General features: G+C 66.2%; 21 protein-coding genes. 12 read left to right on the top strand and 9 right to left on the bottom strand.

What is annotated here, in order from left to right; genetic code table 11:
- The first annotated feature begins 38 nt into the window (after positions 1 to 38).
- The 7 genes from WK25_RS04240 to ureG all read left to right on the top strand — a co-directional run bounded on the left by WK25_RS04240 (position 39) and on the right by ureG (position 5,548).
- Positions 39 to 914 (top strand): urease accessory protein UreD, encoded by an 876-nt coding sequence (locus WK25_RS04240; protein ID WP_069241050.1) that lies wholly within the window; start codon positions 39 to 41, stop codon positions 912 to 914.
- Positions 915 to 1,152: 238 nt separating this feature from the next.
- Complete coding sequence (ureA, locus tag WK25_RS04235; protein ID WP_006048588.1) at positions 1,153 to 1,455, top strand: urease subunit gamma; 303 nt, start codon at positions 1,153 to 1,155, stop codon at positions 1,453 to 1,455.
- A gap of 14 nt (positions 1,456 to 1,469) precedes the next feature.
- The gene (locus WK25_RS04230) at positions 1,470 to 1,775 is read left to right on the top strand and encodes an urease subunit beta (RefSeq protein ID WP_069241049.1); all 306 of its coding nucleotides are present in this window, start codon (positions 1,470 to 1,472) and stop codon (positions 1,773 to 1,775) included.
- 28 nt (positions 1,776 to 1,803) lie between these two features.
- Positions 1,804 to 3,510, top strand: a complete 1,707-nt coding sequence (gene ureC, locus WK25_RS04225; protein WP_040143581.1) for an urease subunit alpha — start codon at positions 1,804 to 1,806, stop codon at positions 3,508 to 3,510.
- Positions 3,511 to 3,528: 18 nt separating this feature from the next.
- Positions 3,529 to 4,215, top strand: a complete 687-nt coding sequence (gene ureE, locus WK25_RS04220; protein WP_069241048.1) for an urease accessory protein UreE — start codon at positions 3,529 to 3,531, stop codon at positions 4,213 to 4,215.
- Entirely contained in the window at positions 4,202 to 4,882 is a 681-nt protein-coding gene (locus WK25_RS04215; RefSeq protein WP_069241047.1) for an urease accessory protein UreF, read from the top strand. Before ureE ends, WK25_RS04215 begins: the two co-directional genes overlap by 14 nt.
- An 18-nt stretch (positions 4,883 to 4,900) precedes the next feature.
- Positions 4,901 to 5,548, top strand: a complete 648-nt coding sequence (gene ureG / locus WK25_RS04210; protein WP_040143578.1) for an urease accessory protein UreG — start codon at positions 4,901 to 4,903, stop codon at positions 5,546 to 5,548.
- Between the two features lie 61 nt (positions 5,549 to 5,609).
- Here the strand turns inward: ureG and waaA are convergent, their stop codons facing one another.
- The 4 genes from waaA to WK25_RS04190 all read right to left on the bottom strand — a co-directional run bounded on the left by waaA (position 5,610) and on the right by WK25_RS04190 (position 10,508).
- Positions 5,610 to 6,959 carry a lipid IV(A) 3-deoxy-D-manno-octulosonic acid transferase gene (gene waaA / locus WK25_RS04205; protein WP_040143577.1) on the bottom strand — a complete coding sequence of 450 codons (1,350 nt, stop codon included), beginning with the start codon at positions 6,957 to 6,959 and terminating at the stop codon, positions 5,610 to 5,612.
- A 37-nt stretch (positions 6,960 to 6,996) separates the two neighbouring features.
- Entirely contained in the window at positions 6,997 to 7,881 is an 885-nt protein-coding gene (locus tag WK25_RS04200; RefSeq protein ID WP_069241046.1) for a Kdo hydroxylase family protein, read from the bottom strand.
- A 61-nt stretch (positions 7,882 to 7,942) separates the two neighbouring features.
- Positions 7,943 to 8,938, bottom strand: coding sequence for a lipopolysaccharide heptosyltransferase I (gene waaC, locus WK25_RS04195; protein ID WP_040143575.1), 996 nt, complete (start codon positions 8,936 to 8,938; stop codon positions 7,943 to 7,945).
- A 175-nt stretch (positions 8,939 to 9,113) separates the two neighbouring features.
- Positions 9,114 to 10,508, bottom strand: a complete 1,395-nt coding sequence (locus WK25_RS04190) for a phosphomannomutase/phosphoglucomutase (protein ID WP_040143574.1) — start codon at positions 10,506 to 10,508, stop codon at positions 9,114 to 9,116.
- A 242-nt stretch (positions 10,509 to 10,750) separates the two neighbouring features.
- Between WK25_RS04190 and WK25_RS04185 the strand changes: the two genes are divergently transcribed.
- From WK25_RS04185 to WK25_RS04165, 5 genes are read left to right on the top strand one after another with little or no spacing between them, the layout of a single operon-like run.
- Entirely contained in the window at positions 10,751 to 12,007 is a 1,257-nt protein-coding gene (locus tag WK25_RS04185) for a lipopolysaccharide biosynthesis protein (RefSeq protein WP_040143573.1), read from the top strand.
- Positions 12,004 to 12,828, top strand: coding sequence for a glycosyltransferase (locus tag WK25_RS04180; protein ID WP_069241045.1), 825 nt, complete (start codon positions 12,004 to 12,006; stop codon positions 12,826 to 12,828). Before WK25_RS04185 ends, WK25_RS04180 begins: the two co-directional genes overlap by 4 nt.
- Positions 12,829 to 12,871: 43 nt before the next feature.
- The gene (locus WK25_RS04175; protein WP_040143571.1) at positions 12,872 to 14,008 is read left to right on the top strand and encodes a glycosyltransferase family 4 protein; all 1,137 of its coding nucleotides are present in this window, start codon (positions 12,872 to 12,874) and stop codon (positions 14,006 to 14,008) included.
- 14 nt (positions 14,009 to 14,022) lie between these two features.
- Complete coding sequence (galE, locus tag WK25_RS04170) at positions 14,023 to 15,045, top strand: UDP-glucose 4-epimerase GalE (RefSeq protein ID WP_040143570.1); 1,023 nt, start codon at positions 14,023 to 14,025, stop codon at positions 15,043 to 15,045.
- A gap of 27 nt (positions 15,046 to 15,072) precedes the next feature.
- Positions 15,073 to 16,179: an MraY family glycosyltransferase gene (locus tag WK25_RS04165; protein ID WP_069241044.1), complete on the top strand. Its 1,107-nt coding sequence runs from the start codon at positions 15,073 to 15,075 to the stop codon at positions 16,177 to 16,179.
- 94 nt (positions 16,180 to 16,273) lie between these two features.
- Here the strand turns inward: WK25_RS04165 and WK25_RS04160 are convergent, their stop codons facing one another.
- The 5 genes from WK25_RS04160 to WK25_RS04140 form a co-directional block, all read right to left on the bottom strand.
- Positions 16,274 to 18,646, bottom strand: a complete 2,373-nt coding sequence (locus WK25_RS04160) for a protease pro-enzyme activation domain-containing protein (protein ID WP_156788999.1) — start codon at positions 18,644 to 18,646, stop codon at positions 16,274 to 16,276.
- 352 nt (positions 18,647 to 18,998) lie between these two features.
- The gene (locus WK25_RS04155; RefSeq protein WP_069241043.1) at positions 18,999 to 20,879 is read right to left on the bottom strand and encodes a polysaccharide biosynthesis protein; all 1,881 of its coding nucleotides are present in this window, start codon (positions 20,877 to 20,879) and stop codon (positions 18,999 to 19,001) included.
- Between the two features lie 12 nt (positions 20,880 to 20,891).
- The gene (locus WK25_RS04150; RefSeq protein WP_069241042.1) at positions 20,892 to 21,908 is read right to left on the bottom strand and encodes an MraY family glycosyltransferase; all 1,017 of its coding nucleotides are present in this window, start codon (positions 21,906 to 21,908) and stop codon (positions 20,892 to 20,894) included.
- A gap of 5 nt (positions 21,909 to 21,913) precedes the next feature.
- Positions 21,914 to 22,879: a UDP-glucose 4-epimerase family protein gene (locus tag WK25_RS04145; RefSeq protein ID WP_069241927.1), complete on the bottom strand. Its 966-nt coding sequence runs from the start codon at positions 22,877 to 22,879 to the stop codon at positions 21,914 to 21,916.
- Positions 22,876 to 23,721, bottom strand: a complete 846-nt coding sequence (locus WK25_RS04140; RefSeq protein ID WP_069241041.1) for a glycosyltransferase family 2 protein — start codon at positions 23,719 to 23,721, stop codon at positions 22,876 to 22,878. The genes WK25_RS04145 and WK25_RS04140 overlap by 4 nt, the downstream gene beginning before the upstream one ends.
- Positions 23,722 to 23,761 lie beyond the last annotated feature (40 nt).

Genomic DNA, 23,761 nt, shown 5'->3' with positions numbered 1-23,761 from the left:
CATCTTCGTTTCTCGCGCCCGTCCCCAGTTTCCCGCCGATGTCCGCCCCCGACTCCCACGCCCCGCTGTCCCGCCCTGCCGTCGCCAAGTCCTGGCATGGCCGCCTCGAACTCGGCTTCGCACAGCACGGCGCGCGCACGACGCTCGTTCACCGGCTGCACGACGGCCCGCTGCGCGTGCAACGGCCGCTGTATCCGGAAGGCGACGCGATCTGCCACGCGGTAATCGTTCACCCGCCGGGCGGCGTCGCCGGCGGCGACCGGCTCGACATCGACATCGCGCTCGGCGAAGCCACGCATGCCGTACTGACCACCCCCGGCGCCACCAAGTGGTACAAGTCGAACGGACTCGACGCAACACAACGCATCGGCATCACGGTCGGCGAGCGCGCGAAGCTCGACTGGCTGCCGCAGAACAACCTGTTCTTCGACGCCGCGCACGCCGCGCTCGACTTCACGGTCACGCTCGGCGCCGGCGCGACCGCGATCGGCTGGGACGCGACGCAACTCGGCCGGCAAGCGGCCGGCGAAACGTGGTCGGCGGGCCGCATCGTGTCGCGCTCGGCAATCGTCGGCGCCGACGGCCGGCCGCTATGGACCGAGCGCGCACTGCTCGACGCGCACGATCCGCTGCGCGGCTCGCTACAGGGCCTCGCAGGCTTTCCCGCGTACGGCACGCTGTGGGCGGTCGGCGCCGCGTGCGATGCGGCACTTGCCGAAGCGCTCGCCGCGCGAATGCCGTTCGACGATACGCTGCGCACGGGCGCGACCTGCGTGACGCCGGGCGTCGTACTGGTGCGTGCATTGTCGACCTCGATGGAAGCGCTGCAGCGGCACTTCACCGAATGCTGGCTGTATCTGCGCCCGATCGTGCATGGCGTCGATGCATGCCCGCTTCGTCTTTGGCAAACGTGACCCTCCCGAAAGCGGCGCGCACCGTTTTTGCGCATCGCGCGCATTCACTTCGCCCGCAATCGATGCACCACGCACCACGAATGCGCATCCGCGCACACTGCATCGGCATGGCACGGGCCTTGCTGCTTACATAATCGATACACGACGCACGAAAAGCGGCGCGGTGCTACGATGAGCCGCGCCACGGCCGCCTTGCAGCGCACTGATAAAAATTACGTTTTCCTGAACGATTGCCTTCATGAAACTGACTCCCCGAGAAAAGGACAAGCTGCTGATCTTCACGGCGGCGCTGCTGGCCGAGCGCCGGCGCGCGCGCGGGCTCAAGCTCAACTATCCGGAAGCGGTCGCGTTCATCACCGCCGCGCTGATGGAAGCCGCACGCGACGGCAAGACCGTCGCCGAAGTGATGCACTACGGCACGACGCTGCTCACGCGCGACGACGTGATGGAAGGGGTGCCGGAGATGATTCCCGACATTCAGGTCGAGGCGACCTTCCCCGACGGCACCAAGCTCGTCACCGTCCACCACCCGATTCCGTGACCAGGGCCCCGCGCATGATTCCCGGCGAAATCCTCACCGACGACGGCGAGCACGAACTGAACGCGGGCCGCGCGACGCTGTCGCTCGTCGTCGCAAATACCGGCGACCGTCCGGTGCAGGTCGGTTCGCACTACCACTTCTTCGAAGTCAACGACGCGCTGTCGTTCGATCGCGCGGCCGCGCGCGGCTTCCGGCTCAACATCGCGGCCGGCACCGCGGTGCGCTTCGAGCCAGGCCAGACACGCACCGTCGAGCTCGTCGAGCTGGCCGGCGAACGCGCCGTCTACGGTTTTCAAGGCAAGGTGATGGGGCCGCTGTAAGCCGCCCCCCGCTCTTCAGGAACAGCACATGACATTACGCTTGAGCCGCCGCGCGTACGCGGAAATGTTCGGGCCGACGACGGGCGACCGCGTGCGGCTCGCCGACACCGAATTGCTGATCGAGATCGAACGCGACTTCACCACTTACGGCGAGGAAGTGAAATTCGGCGGCGGGAAGGTGATCCGCGACGGGATGGGCCAGTCGCAGCGCGTGGCCGCCGACGTGCCCGACACGATCATCACGAACGCGGTGATCCTCGATCACTGGGGCATCGTGAAGGCCGACATCGCGATCAAGCACGGCCGCATCGCCGCGATCGGCAAGGCCGGCAATCCGGACATCCAGCCTGGCGTGACGATTGCGATCGGCGCCGCGACCGAAGTGATCGCCGGCGAAGGGCTGATCGTCACGGCCGGCGGCATCGACACGCACATCCACTTCATCAGCCCGCAACAGATCGACGAGGCGCTCGCGTCGGGTGTCACGACGATGCTCGGCGGCGGCACGGGGCCGGCCACCGGCACCAATGCTACGACCTGCACGCCGGGGCCGTGGCACATGGAGCGGATGCTGCAGGCGGCCGACGGCTGGCCGATCAACCTCGGCTTTCTCGGCAAGGGCAACGCGAGCCTGCCGCAGCCGCTCGTCGAACAGATCGCAGCCGGCGCGATCGGGTTGAAGCTGCACGAGGACTGGGGCACGACGCCGGCCGCGATCGACAACTGCCTGTCGGTCGCGGACGACACCGACACGCAGGTCGCGATCCACACCGACACGCTGAACGAAGGCGGCTTCGTCGAATCGACGGTCGCCGCGTTCAAGGGCCGCACGATCCACACGTACCACACCGAAGGCGCGGGCGGCGGGCACGCGCCGGACATCCTGAAGGTGTGCGGCGAGGCGAACGTGTTGCCGTCGTCGACGAACCCGACGCGGCCGTACACGATCAATACGCTCGACGAGCATCTCGACATGCTGATGGTGTGCCATCACCTCGATCCGTCGATCGCCGAAGATCTCGCGTTCGCCGAGTCGCGGATTCGCCGCGAGACGATCGCGGCCGAGGACATCCTGCACGATCTCGGCGCGCTGTCGATGCTGTCCTCCGACTCGCAGGCGATGGGCCGCGTCGGCGAAGTCATCATCCGCACGTGGCAGACCGCGCACAAGATGAAGGTGCAGCGCGGCGCGCTGCCGGAAGACAACGCGCGCAACGACAACTTCCGCGCGAAACGCTACGTCGCGAAGTACACGATCAACCCGGCGATCACGCACGGCATTGCTCACGAAGTCGGTTCGATCGAACCGGGCAAGTGGGCCGACCTCGTGCTGTGGGAACCCGCATTCTTCGGAATCAAGCCGTCGATGATCCTCAAAGGCGGAATGATCGCGATGGCGCAGATGGGCGACCCGAACGCGTCGATCCCGACGCCGCAGCCGGTCCACTACCGCGAAATGTTCGCAACGCGCGGCGGCGCGCTCGCGCGCACGTCGCTGACGTTCGTGTCGCAGATGGCGGCCGACGCTGGCATCGCCGAGCGCTACGGGCTCGCGAAGCACATCGTGCCGGTGCGCAACTGCCGCAACGTGACGAAGGCCGACATGATCCACAACGCATGGCGGCCGTCGATCAGCGTCGATCCCGAAACTTACGACGTGATCGCCGACGGCCAGTTGCTCACCTGCGAGCCGGCGACGGTGCTGCCGATGGCACAGCGTTATTTCCTGTTCTGATTTCCGTTTTTTCGTTCCATGCGCACCCTTGATAAACGCATCGCCCCGAACGTGAAGCTCGCCGCATCGCTCGTCGCGCGCGCGCCGACGCTCACGCTCACGTACGAGGCCCGCTGCAAGAGCCGTCTCGCCGCGACGCTCGACACCGGCGAGGACGTCGCGGTCCTGCTGCCCCGCGGCACCGTGCTGCGCGACGGCGACGTGCTCGTCGCCGACGACGGTGCGCTCGTGCGGATCGCCGCGGCGCCCGAGACCGTGCTGCTCGTGCGCGCCGCCGATCCGCTCACGCTGACGCGTGCTGCGTATCATCTAGGCAATCGCCACACGCCGGTCGAGATCGGCGACGGGTATCTGAAGCTCGAAGCCGATCCGGTGCTCGCGGACATGCTGCGCCGGCTCGGCACGCAGGTCAACGAAACGAGCGCACCGTTCCAGCCGGAAGCCGGTGCGTACGGCGGCGGTCACAAGCACGGCCACGATGCGACGTTCGCGGAAGACTACGCGCTCGCGCAACAGGTGTTCGGCGAACATCACGGCCATTCGCACTCGCACTCGCACTCGCACTCGCACTCGCACTCGCACTCGCACTCGCACTCGCACTCGCACTCGCACTCGCACTCGCACTCGCACGACCACGATCACGATCACGATCATCAGCATGGCCCCGGCTGTGCGCACGGCCACCACGGTCATGACCACCACTGAGCTCGTCGCGCTGCTGCATCTCGCGTCGCCCGCGCTGCCGATCGGCGCGTTCAGCTACTCGCAGGGCTTCGAAGCCGGGCTCGACGCGAACCTGATCCGCGACGCCGACACCGCGCGCGACTGGATCGCGAGCGGGCTCGTCGACGTGCTCGCGCACGGCGAATTGCCGTTCCTCGCTCACCAGCTCGCGCGCTGGCAAACGCATGAGCCCGACGCGCTCGCCCGCGAGAACGCGTGGTTCGTCGCGAGCCGCGAGTCGGCTGAACTGCGCCGCGAGACCGAACAGATGGGCTGGTCGCTCGCGCAGCTGTGCGCGTCGCTCGAATGGGGCGATGCCGCCCGCCGCGCGACGCTCGCATCGCTCACGCCGATCGCGCTGCCGACTGCATTCGCTTACGCGGCCGCCGCGCACGACGCGCGCCCCGAAGCCGTGCTCGCCGCGTATGCGTTCGGCTGGATCGAAAACCAGACCGCTGCCGCGCTGAAGGCCGTGCCGCTTGGCCAGCTCGCGGGGCAGCGCATCATCGTCGCGCTGCGTGATGCGATCGACGCGGCCGTGCGCCGCGCGCTCGCGACACCGCCCGACGCGATCAACACGTTCGCGCCGCAGCTCGGCATTCTGTCGGCACGGCACGAAACCCAGTATTCGCGGTTGTTCCGCTCCTGAACCACGACGCCTCACACCATGAACGCACCCGCCTCCTCCTCTACCCGCCGCACGAAGAAACTGCCGCCGTTGCGCGTCGGCATCGGCGGCCCCGTCGGCTCCGGCAAGACCACGCTGCTCGAAATGCTGTGCAAGGCGATGCGCGAGCGTTACGACCTCGTCGCGATCACGAACGACATCTACACGAAGGAAGATCAGCGCCTGCTGACGGTCGCGGGCGCGCTGCCCGAGGAGCGCATCATGGGCGTCGAGACGGGCGGCTGCCCGCACACGGCAATCCGCGAGGATGCGTCGATCAACCTCGAGGCGGTCGACCGGATGCTGTCGCGCTTTCCGGATGCCGACATCGTGTTCATCGAATCGGGCGGCGACAATCTCGCGGCAACGTTCAGCCCCGAGCTGTCCGACCTGACGATCTACGTGATCGACGTCGCGGGCGGCGAGAAGATTCCGCGCAAGGGCGGCCCGGGCATCACGAAATCCGACCTGCTCGTGATCAACAAGACCGATCTCGCACCGCTCGTCGGCGCGAACCTCGACGTGATGGCGTCCGACACGAAGAAAATGCGTGGCGAGCGGCCCTATGTGATGACGAACCTGAAGGCGCTCGAAGGCGTCGCTGACGTCGTCGCGTTCATCGAGAAGAAAGGATTGCTGACGGTGTGAACGGCGGCACGGCGGCGCGCTGCCGCCTCATCCGCGCTGGGGCGGCGTTGCACCGCCCCGCTCAATCGCCGGCTGCGTGCTGCAGCGATTGCGCGCCGCGCTCGACCGGCGGCAGCAACGCCGCGAGCACATCGACCGAACGCGCGGTCGCGCCGCGATGACGCGATGCGAACGCGGCGCCGGCCGCACCCATCGCGACACGCCGCGCATGATCGGCGAACAACGCGTCGAGCACGTGCGCGAGATCGAGCGGATCCGCGACCTGCAGCGCGGCGCCCGCAGCGACCGCATCGGCTGTCGCCTGCGTGAAGTTGAACACGTGCGGACCGATCAGCACCGGCACGCCGACCGCACAGGCCTCGATCAGGTTCTGCCCGCCGAGCGGCAGCAGGCTGCCGCCGATGAACGCGACATCGGCTGCCGCGTAATACGCACCGAGCTCACCCATCGAATCGCCAAGCAACACCGTCACGTCGGCGGGCAACGGTTCAGCCGCGGCGGGCCGGCCGGCCGCGAGCGCCGCCGCATCCGCGCCCCACACCGAACGCCGTACGCACTTGAAGCCGTTGCGCGCGACCAGTGCCTCGACTTCGGCAAAGCGCTGCGGATGACGCGGCACGAGAATCAGCAGTGCATCGGGCGTTTTCATTGCGGCGAACGCCTGCAGTACCAGCGCCTCCTCGTTTTCACGCGTGCTCGCCGCAACCCATACCGGCCGCGTGCCGATCGCATCGCGCCATGCATGGCCGCGCGCCGCGAGTTCCGGTGGGGTTGTCATGTCGAATTTCAGATTGCCGAGCACCGTCACGTTGCGGGCGCCGAGCGACGTCAGCCGCTCCGCATCCGCGGGGCTCTGCGCGAGCACGCGCGAGAAGCCGCCGAACACGTCGCGCGTCGCCGCGCCGAACTTCGCCGCGCGCCGATGCGAACGCGCGGACATCCGCGCATTCGTCAGCACGAGCGGCACGTCTGCGCGTCGGCACTCGTCGATCAGCGTCGGCCATACCTCGGTTTCCATCACGAGGCCGAGCGTCGGCCGCCACGCGCGCAGGAAGCGCCGCACCGCGCCCGGCATGTCGTACGGCAGATAGCAGCGCAGCACGCGATCGCCGAAGATCTGCTCGCCGGTCGCGCGGCCGCTCGGCGTCATGTGCGTGAGCAGGATGCGCGCGTCGGGACGCGCACGCATCAGCGCATCGATCAACGGCTGCGCGGCACGCGTCTCGCCGACCGACACCGCATGCACCCAGATCAGCGGCGCGCGATCGTCCGGTGAACGGCCCGCGACGTGACCGAAACGTTCGCCGATGTGTTCGCGATAGCCGCGTTCCTTGCGCGAGCGCACGAGCAGCCGGATCACGGCGATCGGCGCGACGAGCCACCACAGCGCGCGATAGATCGCCCTCAGCATGCGGCGGCCCCCATGTTGCGTCGAAACTGGCGCGCGCTCAAACCAGCGTCCTGCCGGTCAGGCGCTCGAGAATCCCGAGCGGCGCGCATTCGCGGCGCACCATCGCGTCGACCGGCAGGAAAAAGGTCTGCTCGAGCATGAACTGGCCGGACATCACAGCGTGCGAAGTCTGATCGGAGAAACATATCCACACGCTGCCCGGCGGAAACGGCATCGTCTGCTGCGGACATGTCTTCTGGTAGTCGAGATCGGCCTTCATCCCGTCGTGCAGGTTCAGCATCAGGTGGTCGTACGCGCTGCGCGGCGACTTCGTCACGTGCAACAGGTTCAGCAGCCACGCCGAGCCCGGCAATTGCGGACGGATCTTCGGCAGGAAACGCTTCGCGACGTCCTCGAACGGCTCGCCGACACGCCACACGCGCGGCTGCCCGGCGGGATTCACGTTCGTGAACACGCGCAGGATCCGCTCGCCGTAATTCGGCCGCGACGGGAACGCGTCGACGTGCAGCCGGCTGTCGTCCTTGCGCCACGACGTCTGACGCGTCTCGACCTGCATCAGTCGCAGGCTCGTCGGCGCGACGCGCAGCTTGCCGCGGTATTCGGGGAACAGGCCGTCGACAAGCGTGCCGGCCTGGTGCTGAAAGCGCGCGACCAGCGCGCGCACGGCCGACTGCGTGACGCTGTCGCCGAGCACACCGGCGAGCGCGCCGCCGTTCGGCGCGAGACTGATGTTCTTGCGTTTCGGGTCGGCAAGCGCCGGATCGAGCAGCGCTTCCTCGCCGCCTTCGATCGCGAAGCGCAGGTGCGGGAAATACAGCACCTTGCCCTCCTCGACCGCGGCCAGCAGCTGCTCGCGCGGCGCCGACAGGTTGTGTCCGCTCCAGTCGGCGGACGAGACTTCGATGATCTGGGATTCGCTCATGATCGGTTCGCGTGCATGACAGGCGGCAATGGCGGGACGGGCATGGCGGACGCAGCACGCATCAGAGCAGGCCGAAGCCCGCGAGCGCCGCCTTCACCTGCGCGATCGACGGTGGCTGCCCCGCCGTGCCGAGATTGACGACGTTCGGCGACCAGTAGCCGCCGGTGCGCCACGCCGTCGCGAAATTGTACAGTTCGACGGTCGGGCGCTTCAGCGCCGCCGCGATGTGAACCAGACCTGTATCAACCCCGACCGTTGCGGCCGCGCCGTCGATCAGCCCGACCACGGCGGGCAGCGACAGCTTCGGCGGCACGATCGCGGCCGCACCGAACTCCTTCGCGAGCCGCTCGCTGGTCGCGCGCTCCGCGTCGTTGCCCCACGGCAGCACGAGCGACGCGCCGCGCCGCACGAGCGCCTGCCCGAGATCGATCCATGCGGCGTCGGGCCACTGCTTGTCCGCGCGCGACGTCGCGTGCACGAACACCACGTACGGCACCGGCAGGTTCAGCCCGAGCGCCGCGACCGCGAGCGCGGCCGCGCGCGTATCGAGGCCGAAGTCGACCGGATCGGCCGGCGTCGGCGCCGGGTCGCCGAGTGCGGCCGCGACGAGCTGGCGCGAACGCTCGACCACATGCGTGCGCGGCGCGATCGGCACGCGCTTGCGATAGAAGAAGCGCACCGGCCACTCATAGCCCGCGCCGTCGGTGCGGTTGCCGAGGCCGGCGAGCGGGCCGCGCGCCCAGCTTGCGACCCACGCCGTCTTGATGAGCCCCTGGCAGTCGATCACGAGGTCGTACTGCTCGGCCGCGAGCCGCTTGCGGAACGCGCGGATCTCGCGCCACGTCGCACCCGAGAACGGCTTCTTGCGCCAGCGGCGCAGCGAGAACGGCAGCACGTCGCGCACGCCGTCGACAAGGCGCACGAGGTCGACGAAGCTCTCCTCGACGAGCCAGTCGATCTGCGCATCGGGGTGGCGACGCCGGATATCGGCGATCACCGGCATGTTGTGCACGACGTCGCCCAGCGACGACACGCGCACGATCAGGATCTTTTGCACGCTGAAAAAACGCCGGCGGACGGCCGGCGACAGGCATAAAGACGCGATTTTATCGCGCCCGGACAGTCACACAGACAAAAAGCGGCCGCATGCCCGTGACATGCGCCGCTTTTCGGGGATGGCGCGCCGATTCGCTCGACCGCCGTGCCGCGGGCAGCCCGCAGGCCGCCCGGGTTCAGAACGGGAGCTTGACGTCCGGCTTCGCGGCCGTCAGCACGCGGCGAAAATCCGCCTGGATGCGCTGCAGGCCTTCCTGCGTCTCAGACTCGAACCGCAACACCACTACCGGCGTCGTGTTCGACGAACGCGCGAGGCCGAAACCGTCCGGATACTCGACGCGCAGCCCGTCGATCGTCACGACTTCGTCGGCGCCGTCGAACTTCGCTTCCTTTTGCAGCTTGTCGATCAGCTGGAAGTTTTCGCCTTCCTCGAGCTTGAGCTGCAATTCGGGCGTGCTCATCGCATCCGGCAGCGCGTTGAGCACAGCGCTCGGGTCGGCCGTCTTCGCAAGAATTTCCAGCAGGCGCGCACCGGTGTAAAGACCATCGTCGAAGCCATACCAGCGATCCTTGAAGAACACGTGGCCGCTCATCTCGCCCGCGAGCGGTGCGCCCGTCTCGCGCAGTTTCGCCTTCACGAGCGAATGGCCCGTCTTCCACATCAGCGGCTCGCCGCCCTTCTCCTTCACCCATTGCGCGAGATGGCGCGTGCACTTCACGTCGTAGATGATCTGCGCGCCCGGGTTGCGCGACAGCACTTCTTCCGCGAACAGCATCAGCTGACGGTCCGGATAGATGATCTGACCGTCCTTCGTGACGACGCCGAGGCGGTCGCCGTCGCCGTCGAACGCGAAGCCGAGTTCGGCATCGGTGTCCTTCAGCGCCTGGATCACGTCCTGCAGGTTTTCCGGGTGGGCGGGATCCGGATGGTGGTTCGGGAACGTGCCGTCGATGTCGGTGAAACGCTCGACGAGCTCACAGCCGAGCGCCTTGAACAGGCGCGTCGCAAGCGGGCCCGCGACGCCGTTGCCGGCATCCACCACGAGCTTCAGCGGGCGCGCGAGTTTCACGTCGCCGACGATGCGCGCGACGTACTGGTCCGCGACGTCGAACGCTTCGAACGAGCCGCTGCCCGTTTCATAGCGTTCGTCGACGATGCGGCGGTACAGCGCCTGGATCTGCTCGCCGTAGATCGCCGCGCCGCGCAACACCATCTTGAAGCCGTTGTAGTCCGGCGGATTGTGACTGCCCGTGACGACGATGCACGAATCGACGCGACGCTCGCCGCCCTTCAATGCGAGCGGCACGCTCGCCGCGAAATAGCCGACCGGCGTGGGCACCATGCCGACGTCGACCACGTCGACGCCTGCCGCACGCAGGCCATCGGCGAGTGCGCCGACCAGCTCGGGCCCCGAAAGGCGCCCGTCGCGCGCGACGACGACCGCATCGCCGCCCTGTGCGCGCACTTCGCTGCCGAATGCGCGGCCGATCGCGCGCGCCGTGTCGGCGTCGAGCGTCTTGCCGACCACGCCGCGGATGTCATATGCCTTGAAGATGGATTGGGAGATCATGAGTTCTCTCTCGGTTGCGTGCATGGAAAATAATCTGGCCGCCTTTCGCGCATGCCCGGCATCATACATGTGGGCCCGGCGCTATCAGGAACGGGACGGCTGGCGCAGTCCCGATCCCACTTATAATCGCGGGTTTTGATGACGCGAATTCCGTCCATTTTAATGCCTAGCCGTTCCGCCGCCGCCCACCTGCCGCCTTCGGGCGCCCTGCCGGCCGCCTCGCATGCAAGCGGCTGCCCCGCATGCTGAAGCGATTCGGCAATCCGGACGTCGCGAAGGCCGTCGCGAACCTCGTCTGGCTCGGGCTCGAACGGCTCACGCAAATCGGCGTCGCGATCGCGATCAGCGGCCTTCTGGCCCGATATTTCGGGCCGGACGTGTTCGGCAAATGGCAGTATGCGAATACGCTTCTCCTCGTACTGGCACCGCTCACCTGGGTGTGCGGCGCCGAAATCCTGGTTCCGACCATCGTCCAGCGCCCGCCCGCGCAACTCGGCGCGGTGCTCGGCAGTGCGTTCGCGCTGCGCATCGGCGTGTCGGCCGCCGCGCTCGTCGCGACCTGGATCGCGATCGCGGCCGGCGCGTTCGATCCGCTCGTCGGCGCGATGCTCGCGGGCCTCGCGGTCACGATGGTGTTCCGCGAGCCGTTCGTCGGCGTGATCAACGCATGGCTGCAGAGCATGACCTACAGCAAGCCGCAGCTCGTGACGAGCATGGTCACCGCGCTGGTCAAGGCGCTGCTCGTGTGGCTGCTGGTGCGCGCAGCCGCCGGCCCGGCCCGCTTTGCGTGGCTGTGGGCGCTGGAAGCCGCTGCGATCGGCTTCGCGCTGCTGCTCTACTACCGCCATCGTAACGGCGGCACGCTCGGCTGGACGTTCGACAAACCGCTGTTCGGACACTTTGCGACGGCCGGCACCGTGTTCTGGCTCGGGCTGATCTGCATGTACCTGTTCCTGAAGCTCGATCGGCTGATGCTCGAGCGTCACGTGTCGTTCGCCGACCTTGGCCGCTACGCGGCGGCCCAGCAGCTCAACGAGAACTGGATCACGCTCGCGCTGATGCTCGCGCAGACCATCGCACCCGCATTCGTGTACCGCGTGCAGGACGTCGCGCGGCTGCGCCGCAACATCGTCCGGCTGATCGCGATGACGGCCGGCGTAATGACGGCCGGCGCGCTCGTACTGGACGCGGCCGCACCGCTCATCGTCGGCAAGGTGTTCGGCCGCGGCTACGAGGCGTCGGTCGACATCTTCCGCTGGGCGGTCTGGCTGTCCGTGCCGGCCGGCATCGAGGCGATAGGCAATCTTATCGTTCTCAAATATCAAGCAAAATTCGTGTTGCTGGCGAAATGGGTGCTCGCGCTCGCGATCGCCGCGCTCGTCAATGTGTTCGCGATCCCGCGGCTCGGCCTGTACGGCGCGCTCGTCGGGCTCGCGGCCGGCTATGTCGCCGCCGCCGCCGTTAACTTCTATTACATTCGTTTCAAGCTGCGCCCATGACGTCTTCCGCTTGCCCGCCCGTGCTCGACGACGTGGCCGTGCTGATGCCCGCCTACAACGGCCACGACGACGTCGTGCGCACCCTCGCGTCGTTTCGCGAGGACGGGCCGGTGCACGTGCTGATCGTCGACGACGGCAGCACGCCGCCGATCGTCGCGCCCGATTTGCCCGGCCTCGCGATCGAGGTGCTGCGCATGCCGCGCAACGGCGGCATCGAGCGCGCGCTCGAGGCCGGCATCGATGCGCTCGCCGTGCGAGGCTTCCGCTATGCGGCGCGGATCGATGCAGGCGATCTCGCCGTGCCGCAGCGCCTCGCGAAGCAGCGCGCCTACCTCGACGCCCACCCGCGCGTCGCGTGCGTCGGCATGTGGACGCAGGTCGTGTCGCGCGCCGGCGAGCCGCGCTTCATGCTGACGCCGCCCGCCGATCCGCGCACGCTGCGTCGCACACGCTTCCTGCGCTCGCCGCTCGTGCATCCGTCGGTCATGCTGCGCATCGAGGCCGTGCGCGAAGTCGGCAACTACCGCGCGAAATACCGTGCGGCAGAGGATCTCGATCTTTTTTTACGGTTAATGCAACGTTACGATTGCGCGAACCTGCCCGAGCTCGGCCTCTACTATGAGCTCAACGAGGGCGGGATCAGCGCGACCCAGCGCCGCCGCCAGCTGATGTCGACGCTGTCGCTGCTGCTGCGTCAGTTCAACGTGCTGAACCCGTACGACTGGGCCGGCCTCGCCAAGAACCTGCTGCATTTCGTGATGCCGTACCGTACGCTGCAGCGGATCAAGCAGACGCTGTTCGCGGCGCGGCCGTCCGCATAGCCCGTCTCCGGCATTTTCGGCGCTTTATTTTTTCTTTTTTTTCATGTCCGCTACCTCCTCGCTGCGCATCGCGCTCGTCTGCAACACGGCCTGGGCGATCTACACGTACCGCCACGGGTTGATTCGTGCGCTCGTCGCGCGTGGCGCGGAGGTCATCGTGATCGCACCGCACGACCGCACGGTGCCGCTGCTCGAGCAGATGGGCTGCCGCTACGTCAGGCTCGCAGTCGCGTCGAAGGGCACGAGCCCGCGCGAGGACCTCGGCACGCTGGCCGCGCTGGTGCGCCATTACCGCGCGCTGAAGCCCGATCTCGTGTTTCATTACACGATCAAGCCGAACATCTACGGGTCGATCGCCGCATGGCTCGCACGCGTGCCGTCGATCGCGGTCACGACCGGCCTCGGTTACGTGTTCATCCAGAAGAGCCGCGCGGCCAGCGTCGCGAAGCGCCTGTACCGGTTCGCGTTCCGCTTTCCGCGCGAAGTCTGGTTCCTCAACCGCGACGATCTCGCGACCTTCACCGACGAGCGGTTGCTCGCGCATCCCGAGCGCGCGCGCCTGCTGCACGGCGAAGGTGTCGATCTGGAGCAGTTCGCGCCGGTGCCGCTGCCTGCCGGCAACGGGCCGGTGTTCATCCTGATCGGCCGGCTGCTGTGGGACAAGGGCGTGCGCGAGTACGTCGAGGCCGCGCGCGTCGTGCGTGCCCGTTATCCGGACGCGCGCTTCCGGTTGCTGGGGCCGCTCGGCGTCGACAACCCGAGCGCGATCGGCCGCGCGGACGTCGATGCGTGGGTCGGCGAAGGCGTCGTCGAGTATCTCGGCGAGGCGCACGATGTGCGCCCGCACATCGCGGCGGCCGACTGCGTCGTGCTGCCTTCGTACCGCGAAGGCGTGCCGCGCACGCTGATGGAAGCATCGGCGATGGGCCGCCCGATCGTCGCGACCGACGTGCCGGGCTGCCGAGACGTCGTCGCCGATGGCGAAACCGGGTTCCTGTGCCGCGTGCGCGACAGCGCGAGCCTCGCGGAGCAGCTGATTCGCACGATCGAATTGGGCAACGCGGGGCGCGACGCGATGGGCGCGCGCGGACGCCGCAAGGTGGCCGCGGAATTCGACGAGCAGCAGGTCGTCGAACGCTACCGGCAAACCATTCACGCATTGACCGGCATCACACTCTGAAGGAGCACATCAGCATGACCGCTAAAGGCACCATCCTCGTTACCGGCGGTGCGGGCTATATCGGCTCGCACACCGCCGTCGAGCTGCTCGACAACGGCTACGATGTCGTGATCGTCGACAACCTCGTCAACAGCAAGGCCGAAGCCGTGCGCCGCATCGAGCGCATCACCGGCAAGACGCCGGCATTCCACCAGGTCGACGTGTGCGACGAAGCCGCGCTCGCGAAGGTGTTCGATGCGCATCAGATCACCGGCACGATCCATTTCGCGGCGCTCAAGGCCGTTGGCGAATCGGTCGCGAAGCCGCTCGAGTACTACCAGAACAACCTCGGCGGGCTGCTTTCCGTGCTCAAGATCATGCGCGAGCGCAACGTGCGGCAGTTCGTGTTCAGTTCGTCGGCGACCGTGTACGGCGTGCCCGAGCGCTCGCCGATCGACGAATCGTTCCCGCTGTCCGCAACCAATCCGTACGGCCAGTCGAAACTGATTGCCGAGCAAATCCTGCGCGACCTCGAAGTGTCGGACCCGTCATGGCGCATCGCGACGCTGCGCTACTTCAATCCGGTCGGTGCGCATTCGAGCGGGCTGATCGGCGAAGATCCGGCCGGCATCCCGAACAACCTGATGCCGTACGTCGCGCAGGTCGCGGTCGGCAAGCTCGAGAAGCTGCGCGTGTTCGGCTCCGATTACCCGACGCCGGACGGCACCGGCGTGCGCGACTACATTCACGTCGTCGATCTTGCGAAGGGGCACATTGCCGCGCTCGACGCGCTCGCGAAACGCGATGCGAGCTTCGTCGTGAACCTCGGCACCGGCCAGGGCTACAGCGTGCTCGAAGTCGTGCGCGCGTTCGAGAAGGCGTCCGGCCGGCCGGTGCCGTACGAACTCGTCGCGCGCCGCCCCGGCGACATCGCCGAATGCTATGCGAACCCGCAGGCGGCTGCCGAGATCATCGGCTGGCGCGCAACGCTCGGGATCGAAGACATGTGCGCCGACCACTGGAAATGGCAGGAGGGCAACCCGCGCGGTTTTGTATAATCCGCTGTCCATTTTCCGAGCGATCCCATGCTCAGCTTCGCGTCCGGCTTCATCGTCTCCCTGCTCGTCACCTTGTTCATCGTGCGCTATGCGCATCTGCACGAGAAATTCTCGGTCGACAGCGACCTCGCCGGCGTGCAGAAATTCCATGTGCGGCCGGTGCCGCGCGTCGGGGGCATCGGGATCCTCGCCGGAGTCGTCATTGCCGCGCTGATCCTGTCGCGGCGCTATCCGACGATCGCCGGCAGCATTCTCGGGATCGCCGCGTGCGGGATGCCGGCATTCCTGTCGGGGCTCGTCGAAGACCTCACCAAGCGCGTGTCGCCGCGCGCGCGGCTGCTGTGCACGATGGGCGCGGCCGCGCTCGCGTTCTGGCTGATGGGCATTGCGGTCAAGCGCATCAGCGTGCCGCCGCTCGATTTCCTGCTCGGTTACGTGGCGATTTCCGCGTTCATCACGGTGCTCGCAGTCGCGGCGCTGGCGAACGCGATCAACATCATCGACGGGTTCAACGGTCTCGCGTCGATGGTCAGCTTCATGATGTTCGCGTCGCTCGCGTATGTCGCGTTCCACGTGGGCGACCCGGTCGTGATGTCCGCGTCGATCATCATGATGGGCGCCGTGCTCGGTTTCTTCCTGTGGAATTTCCCGGCCGGGCTGATCTTTCTCGGCGACGGCGGCGCGTATTTCATCGGATTCATGCTGGCCGAGCTCGCGATCATGCTCGTGATGCGCAATCGCGAAGTATCGGCGTGGTATCCGGTGCTGCTGTTCATGTATCCGATCTTCGAGACATGCTTCTCCATCTACCGGAAGAAGTTCATCCGCGGGATGTCGCCGGGGATTCCGGATGGCGTGCATTTGCACATGCTCGTATACAAGCGGCTGATGCGGTGGGCTGTGGGGACCAAGCATGCGCACGATCTGACGCGGCGGAACTCGCTGACTTCACCGTATCTGTGGCTGCTGTGCCTCGTTGCGGTGATTCCGGCGACGCTGTTCTGGCGGCATACCGTGCACCTGTTCGTTTTTGTCGTGCTGTTCGCGCTGACTTATGTGTGGCTCTATCTCAGCATCGTGAGGTTCAGGGTGCCGCGGTGGATGGTGGTGAGGAAGGAACGGCGGGGGCATTGAGGGGTGCAGCGGGCAGCCGGTTTGCAGCCGGTTTGCACGGCTCGTCGTTGCCGACGAGCCGTGACCGCGCAACCTCGATTCGACAAGCGGAATACTAGATTCCCGCGGTGTTCGAGCTCCAGCGCGGCATCTGCGTGTAGATCACGACGTTACCGTCGTCCTGAACGTATGTGGCCGCGCCGGGATAGCCTCTGGTGCCGGAATACCAGAGCGGAACGCCCGTCGAACTGTAGACGACCAGATTGCCATCCGCTTGCATCACCGCAAACGCGCCCGGATGACTATAGGTACCCGAGCTCCACCGCGCAACGCCCTGGCGAAGCAGTACCAGATTCCCATCTCCCTGCATGACCAGAACGTTCGCGCCATTGCCGGAGGTAAAACTCTGGCCGCTACCGAGCGCGACGCCGCCCTTCCAGACCGCCGGACCGCTCGAGGAATTCGTATATACGCTAGCGGCGGTCGATGTGGCAAATACCGGGACGGACGACGCGTAGACCACCATATTGCCGTCGTCCTGCACGACGAGATACTGCCCGAACGACGTGCTGCTGGTCGCCGAGTTCCACAGCGCGTTGCCGCTGGGCCCGTACACCACGAAATTGCCGTCAGTCTGGAAGACTGCATACGCTCCGGCATTTCCGGACGTGCCGGAATTCCATGCGGGGGCACCGTTCGTGGTGTTGTAAAGCACGAGGTTGCCGTCATTCTGCATAGCCAGTTGATGGCTTTTGGAACCCGAGTAGACGATTTGCCCGGGCCTGAGTACCGTCCCTGCGTTGATCACCCCGCCGTAGATCGGAGTCGTCGGCCCGCATATCGCGGAATACAGAACGCTGATGTTGGGTGTGCCCCAGCCGGTCACGAAATCCCAGCCAGTACCCGCACTGTATGCGCCGTTCGATCCATTGGTGACATCGCGAAAGGCCGACGGAACCGTGGCTTGAGCGCTGTACAGCAACGGCGCCGCGAAACCGGGATTCGTCGCGCAAGCACCGGACAGCATGCGCGCCCAGGTCGCCGCAAACAGCGGTGCGGACAGGCTTGTACCGCCCACGAGCTCGAGTTGTCCGCCGACGACGACTACCGCGCCGCTGTTCGGATCGGCGTCGAAGGCGATGTCGGGCATACCGCGGAAAGCGCGGCCCCTGAGCGCCGGAACATTCGACTGCCACGACGGAATCGGCTCGATACCGCTGATGCCGCCGCCGCTGCCGTCCCAGGCCGTCTCACCCGCGTAGCTGCCGTTCCCGTTCGTATAGAGCGTCGTACCGCCCACTGCCACGACATATGGGGATGTCGCCGGATATTGCACGGACGTCCCGGTGCAGCCGTATGCCACGCTACCTGAATCCCCGGAACTGACCGAGAAAGTCTGCCCTTGCGCGACGGCGAGCTGGAATAGCGTGTCCATGGACGCTGTCGGCGCCCAGTTCTCGCAACCGCCGATCGACATGTTGATGACCCGGGCGGTGTTGTCGCTCACGGCACGGTTGATTGCAACGGCGATATCGCTCCAGGCAAACGATCGTGCAACGTAGAAATTGAGCTGCTTGAGACCGCCGGACATCCCGACGATAGTCTGGCTATCGAGCGACCATTCGAGGTTCGCACTTGTGTCCGTGCCTGACGACCCGGCATGAATCACCGAAACGGGCACTGCGGGTAACTGGTTGTTGCTTTCGAACGTCGCCAAGTCGATGACTGGCTGCGTCACGTCTCCCACGGCAATGAGGCCGACCGTGGTGTTGGCGGCTGTCGGCGTGCTGCCGACGGAATAGATGGCCGGAAACTGCGTCGGACCGTGCCCGACCGTGACCGCGGAGGTCGTCGGCGACGCGTTTGCCGTCGGCGCGGCAGCGGCACGGGAGGCGCGCACGAAATTCGGACGCAGGCGGGTTGCGGTATCGAGCCCGAGAACACCCTTGACGACCCCGTTGATCGCATCAGGCACCGTCTCCGGGGCCGTATTGATGTGCGTGCTGGTGCCGTCCGCCATCGCGACCGGTACGAGCGTCGTCTGGAATACACCGGATACCACGCCGGCCGGGGCATCGGCTTCCACGATCATGTTGTTGTCGGCGGCCTTGATGTTCGTGAAGCCCTTACTTGCCAAATAAGTCTTCACGGCGGCGACCTGGCCGGTGGTGGGTGCGTACTGCGCGGCAATTTGCGCCGAGGTCAGCACGGCGCCGAAGTTGGGGCTGCCGGGCGTTCGCGCGTCCTGCACGAAGCGATTCAGCCCCGCTTCGTCGTTCAGCTTGAGCACGAGCGCGACATGCACCGGCGCCGTTGCGCTCATCGGCGCCGCGCTCACGACGTTGCCCGTGGCTCGCAACGCCGACAGTTTGCCGGCCTGCGCGGTAGCGGTTACGGCCGCCGTCGGACTGTCGTCGCCGCCACACCCCGATAGCGCGAGCACCATGAGTGCCGCGCTCATTCCCCTTGCAATATGTTCCGCTTTCATCGGATTGGTATCGAACGTAGAGCTCGTATCTGGCTTTTCACCTTTGTTATTTACGGCAATCGCGCGGCTACCTTGAGGGAAACATAGGAAGGAATCGGTCGGTAGTCAAATACCACGATGTATCGAACCCGATGCTCGGCGAGCGCAAGTCGCACCTGCAGTTGCACCCCGACAGACGGCGCATCGCCGCCCCCGAATGTTGCAAAAACTGGAAATCACGTCCGCAACTCGTCACACGTCAATCCGGCCGGGTTCGCGGCGATCCCACCAATTAAAAATGCCGTTCAGCTCGCCACTGAACGGCATGGATTCCGCGATCGCTATTGCGTCATCGCGATCGGTTACGGCGCGATCACTCGCTGGCAATCGCCCGTCTCGGTACGCTCTGCAGCACAGGAGTAACCGTAGTCTGATATTCCGGCACCCAGCGCCGCAGATCGCGCCGTACCTCATCGTCGGTGAGCACGCGGTGCTGCATCAGCCACGGCAACAGCTCATCGAGCAGATGGTCGGGCACTTCGCGCGCACGCGCGATCCGCAGCTTCGGATGCGGCGTGCGTGTCGTCGTCTCGTCGTCGGCGAGCAATTCCTCGTAAAGCTTTTCGCCAGGCCGCAACCCCGTAAATTCGATCCGGATCTGCCCCTCCGAGAAACCGTACAGACGAATCAAATCGCGTGCGAGATCAACGATCTTGACCGGCTCGCCCATGTCGAGAATGAAGATCTCGCCGCCGTGGCCCATGCTCGACGCCTGCAGCACGAGTTGCGACGCTTCCGGAATCGTCATGAAGAAGCGCGTGATCTCGGGATGCGTGACCGTCACCGGGCCGCCCTTCGCGATCTGCTGCTGGAACTTCGGAATCACGCTGCCGGCACTGCCGAGCACATTGCCAAAACGAACCGTCTCGAATTGCGTGCCGTCGCTCGTCTGCTGCAATGCCTGACAGGCCATTTCGGCGAGCCGCTTGCTCGCGCCCATCACGTTGGTCGGATTGACAGCCTTGTCGGTCGAAATCAGCACGAAATGGCGAACGCCATGGCGAATCGCCGCGCGCGCGACACGATACGTGCCGAGCACGTTGTTGCGGAGTGCCTGCCAAGCATTGTGCTCTTCCATCAGCGGCACGTGCTTGTACGCGGCCGCGTGGAAAACGATATGCGGCGCATAGCGCGACATCACCTGGTCGAGCAGCAGCGAATCCTTCGCGTCGCCGATGATCGGCAGCACGGGCTGGTCTGGGAAGCGTTCCCGCAGTTCCTCGGCCAGCCGGTACATCGCGTATTCGGACAGATCGAATGCGACGAGTTGCGCAGGCGCAAAGCGGAGGATCTGCCTGCACAGCTCGGAACCAATCGAGCCGCCCGCGCCCGTTACCATCACGACACGCCCGCGCAGCAGCGCCTCGACGTGCGGCGTGTCGATCGTCACCGCATCGCGACCGAGCAAGTCCTCGAGGTCGATATTGCGCACCTGCGACAGGAACCCCTGCCCCGGCATCAGCGCGGTCAGCGATGGCAGCACCATCGCCTTGATGCCCGCGCGCACGCATAGCGTCGCGACACGGCGCTGCGTTTCGACCGATGCCGATGGAATCGCGATGATCGCGTATTCGACTTTCAGCGCGTCAGTCCAGTGCTTCAGATCATTGAACGAACCGAGCACCTTGTGGCCGTAGATCTCACGTCCTTGCTTTGTCCGGTCGTCATCCAGCAGGCCAACGAGACGCCATTCGCCCGATCGCGACAGTTCGCGCGCGAGGCTCGCGCCGGCCGTGCCGGCGCCGAGCACCAGCACCGGCTTGCCCTGTCCGACGAGGCCACCGTACAGATAAAACTCCTTCGTTGCGCGGTACAGCGCGCGCGCACCACCCATCACCAGGAACAGCATCAACGGCGATACGAGCAGCACCGAACGCGGAATGATCGGGAACGGCTGGAACATCACGGCACCAATCATTACGATCACGCCGCCGCCTGCCACCGCCTTCGAGATCCGCATCAGGTCGGGAAGGCTCGCGAACACCCACAGCCCGCGGTACAGGCCGAACAAGTGGAACATCAACGCGTAGACCGGCAGCACCCAGAGAAGCGCAGTCAGCGCGCCGCCCATGAAGTCGGACGGAACGCTGCCATTGAATCGGACGAGATACGCGAACAACCACGCGGCGGTGACCGCCGTCAGGTCAAACAGGAAAGCGCTCAGCGAAAGCCATGATGCTTTGGATCGCAACATCGGCGGGAAACCTCAAGAGTTATTTTCGGCGGTCGGCCGAAACCGGCGCCAACGCATGTCGATTACCAATCCGATACATGCCAGGACGCCGTACCACGCGAAGAACGACAGCCATTGCTGCAGTTCCGGCCGGCCCTTTGCCCACATGGCGACGATTATGCCTGCGAGCATGATGAGGTACCAATAAAGAGCAGTCCGGCGGTGACCCACGCCCGCCCGGACCATCCGTTGATAATAATGCTCCCGATGCGCTTGCCAAAACTTTTCGCCGCGTAACAGACGTCTCAAAAGTGTTACAGATGCGTCGGCAATAAAAGGGGCGAACACGAGCGCCGGAAACCAGATCGGCCACACTCCGCCGCTCCAGCCCCAGTAGCCAAGCGCCCCGGCCAGGAATCCGAGCGGAATCGAGCCGGCGTCGCCGAGAAACAGCCGAGCCGGGTGGAAATTCAGCAGCAGGAACCCGAACGCGGCGCCGGCGACAGCCGAGCCGGCCACGGCTAGGTTCGGCGACGGCGTCGGGCCGGTCAGCGCCGCGATCGCATACGCACCGAAGCCGAACAGCGCCATGCCGCCCGCGAGGCCGTCGGCGCCGTCCATGAAGTTGTACAGGTTCGTCAGCCAGACCATCACGAAGCCGATGGCGAACAGCAGCCACCACGGTGCGTCGGCCGGAAACACTGCGATCAGCGCGGCGACCGCGGCGAGATGCGCCGAGAACCGGACGCGGGCCGGCAGCCCGCGCCGATCGTCGATCTGGGACACCGCGGCAAGCCCTGCGGCGGCGGCAGCGATCAGCCACAAGTCGGGCGCCAGCGCGAGCAGCGCGACGACGCAAACCGGTACGATGCCCCATCCGCCGACGCGCGGCGTCGGCAGCGTGTGGAGCGAACGGTCGTTCGGAATATCGGTGGCAAGGCGCCACGCAAGGCCGGTCGCCAGCAGCACGCACAGGATGGCTGTCGACGCGATCGCAGCGGCTAGCGCCACCACGGCCGCTTCGGGCCACGTGGATATCGGGAGATGCATGTCGGCTATTGTTGTGTATCGCGCGAACGATACCATGCGGCGGTCGCTTCGAGGCCTTGCCGGGTCGTATAACGTGGATGCCAGCCCAGCACGCGCGTGATCCGGCTCGTATCGAGCTGGAGGCCGCCGGTCAGGCGGTCGATCGCTTCGCGGCGACCGCTCAGCGCGCCGATGGCGCGCAGCACGGCAGGTGGGACGGCGATGAGGCGGGCCGGCTTGCCGAGTGCGTCGCCGACCAGCCGTAACAGGCCCGTGACGGACGGCGCATCGTCGTCCGCAACGTGGAAGCATTCGCCGGCCGCGCGCGGATCGATCGCGCATTGCAGCAGCGCGTCGGCCAAGTTGTCGACGTAGACGATGCTGCGACGTGCCGCGATGGAGCCGAGCGGCAGCGGCATCCCTCGCGCAACAGCGTCCATCATGCGCAAGAAGTTGGCGCGTACGCCGGGACCGTAGACCAGCGGCGGTCGAACGACCACGACGTCGAGCCCGTTTGACGCACCGAATTGGGCGAGCTCGCGTTCCGCCCGCAGTTTCGAGCGGCCGTAGGCGTCATGCGGGTCGGGGCTTACCACTTCCGACAACGGTATGCCGCCGTCGCTCTCACCGACGGCCTTGATGCTGCTTGCGTAGACGATGCGGCGCACGCCATGCTGGCGCGCAGCTTTAGCGAGACGCAAGGTACCGGCGACGTTGGTCGCGTCGAACGCAGCGTCGGGATCCGGCGACTCGTCGCGCATCACGTGCACACGGGCCGCGAGGTGAATCACGCAATCGGCTACAAGATCCGTCGGCCATCCTTCGTCGAGGCCGTCGAAATCGGCTCCGTCGTGCACCCATTCAAGCACGCCGTCGATGGTTCCGCCCGGACGCCTCACCAAGGCGGTGACGGTATGCCCGGCCTCCAGCGCGCGACGGCATACTGCGCGGCCGACAAAACCGTTTGCACCGGTAACGACGAGACGGGTCACCACAACCTCCAGCCGAAACGGTTGTAGAACTTGAAGGCCGACGCCGCGAACATGCGGATGTGCGCGAAGCCCTTGCGGGACGCGCCGCCGCCGTGGTGGATCACGCGGACCGACGGAACATAGGCGACGCGTGCGACGTCATGCGTGCGCAGGCTGAGGTCGTAGTCCTCGAAGTAGAGGAAATACCGCGGATCGAACCCACGCAGTTGCTTCAGCGTTTCGGTCCGGAACAGCATGAAGCAACCGCTGATGATCGGCGGGTCCCAAAGGACATCCCGCGCATTGCTCTGATCCCGGAGTTCATACCGTGCAAGACGATGCGCGAACCGCCGCCGGACGCTTGCGGGTGCGAAGCCCCGCACGACAAGATCAGCCAGCGACGGATAACGGCGGCAGAGATACTGCTGTCCGCCTTGGTCGTCACCGATCCAGGGCGAGACGAGCCCCAACTCGGGGTGCGCGTCGAAGAATGCGAGCCCGGCCGACAGCGCGGTCCGGTCGAGGTCGATGTCGGGATTCAGTATCAGGTGGAATCGCCCCGCCGCACGTTCGATCGCGAGGTTATGACCTCGGCCGTAGCCGACGTTCCCGTGGCCTGACACGATCTCGCAAGCTATGCCCGCCGCACGGAGTGACTCGATAGTTTCTGGCAAAGCGCCCAATCCACCGTTGTCGATCAGATACAGAGTGATCGGCAAGCCCGGACGAGCGATGCGCACTTCGTCGCAAGCTGCACCGAGGCTGGCCAACGTGTGTTCGAGCTGCGGGCGATCCGGCCGGTAGACAACAATCGAGACCGACAGGCCGTCGGCAGGAAATGATAGCGGGGGATCGAGGGGCATCAAGAACGCAGCGGTGGTGGGACATGGACGAAACGGGGCC

The organism is Burkholderia latens (genome assembly GCF_001718795.1).
In the GTDB taxonomy this organism is placed as follows: domain Bacteria; phylum Pseudomonadota; class Gammaproteobacteria; order Burkholderiales; family Burkholderiaceae; genus Burkholderia; species Burkholderia latens_A.
The sequence above is the reverse complement of the archived record's forward strand: the minus strand, read 5'-3'. Positions and strand labels throughout refer to the sequence as shown.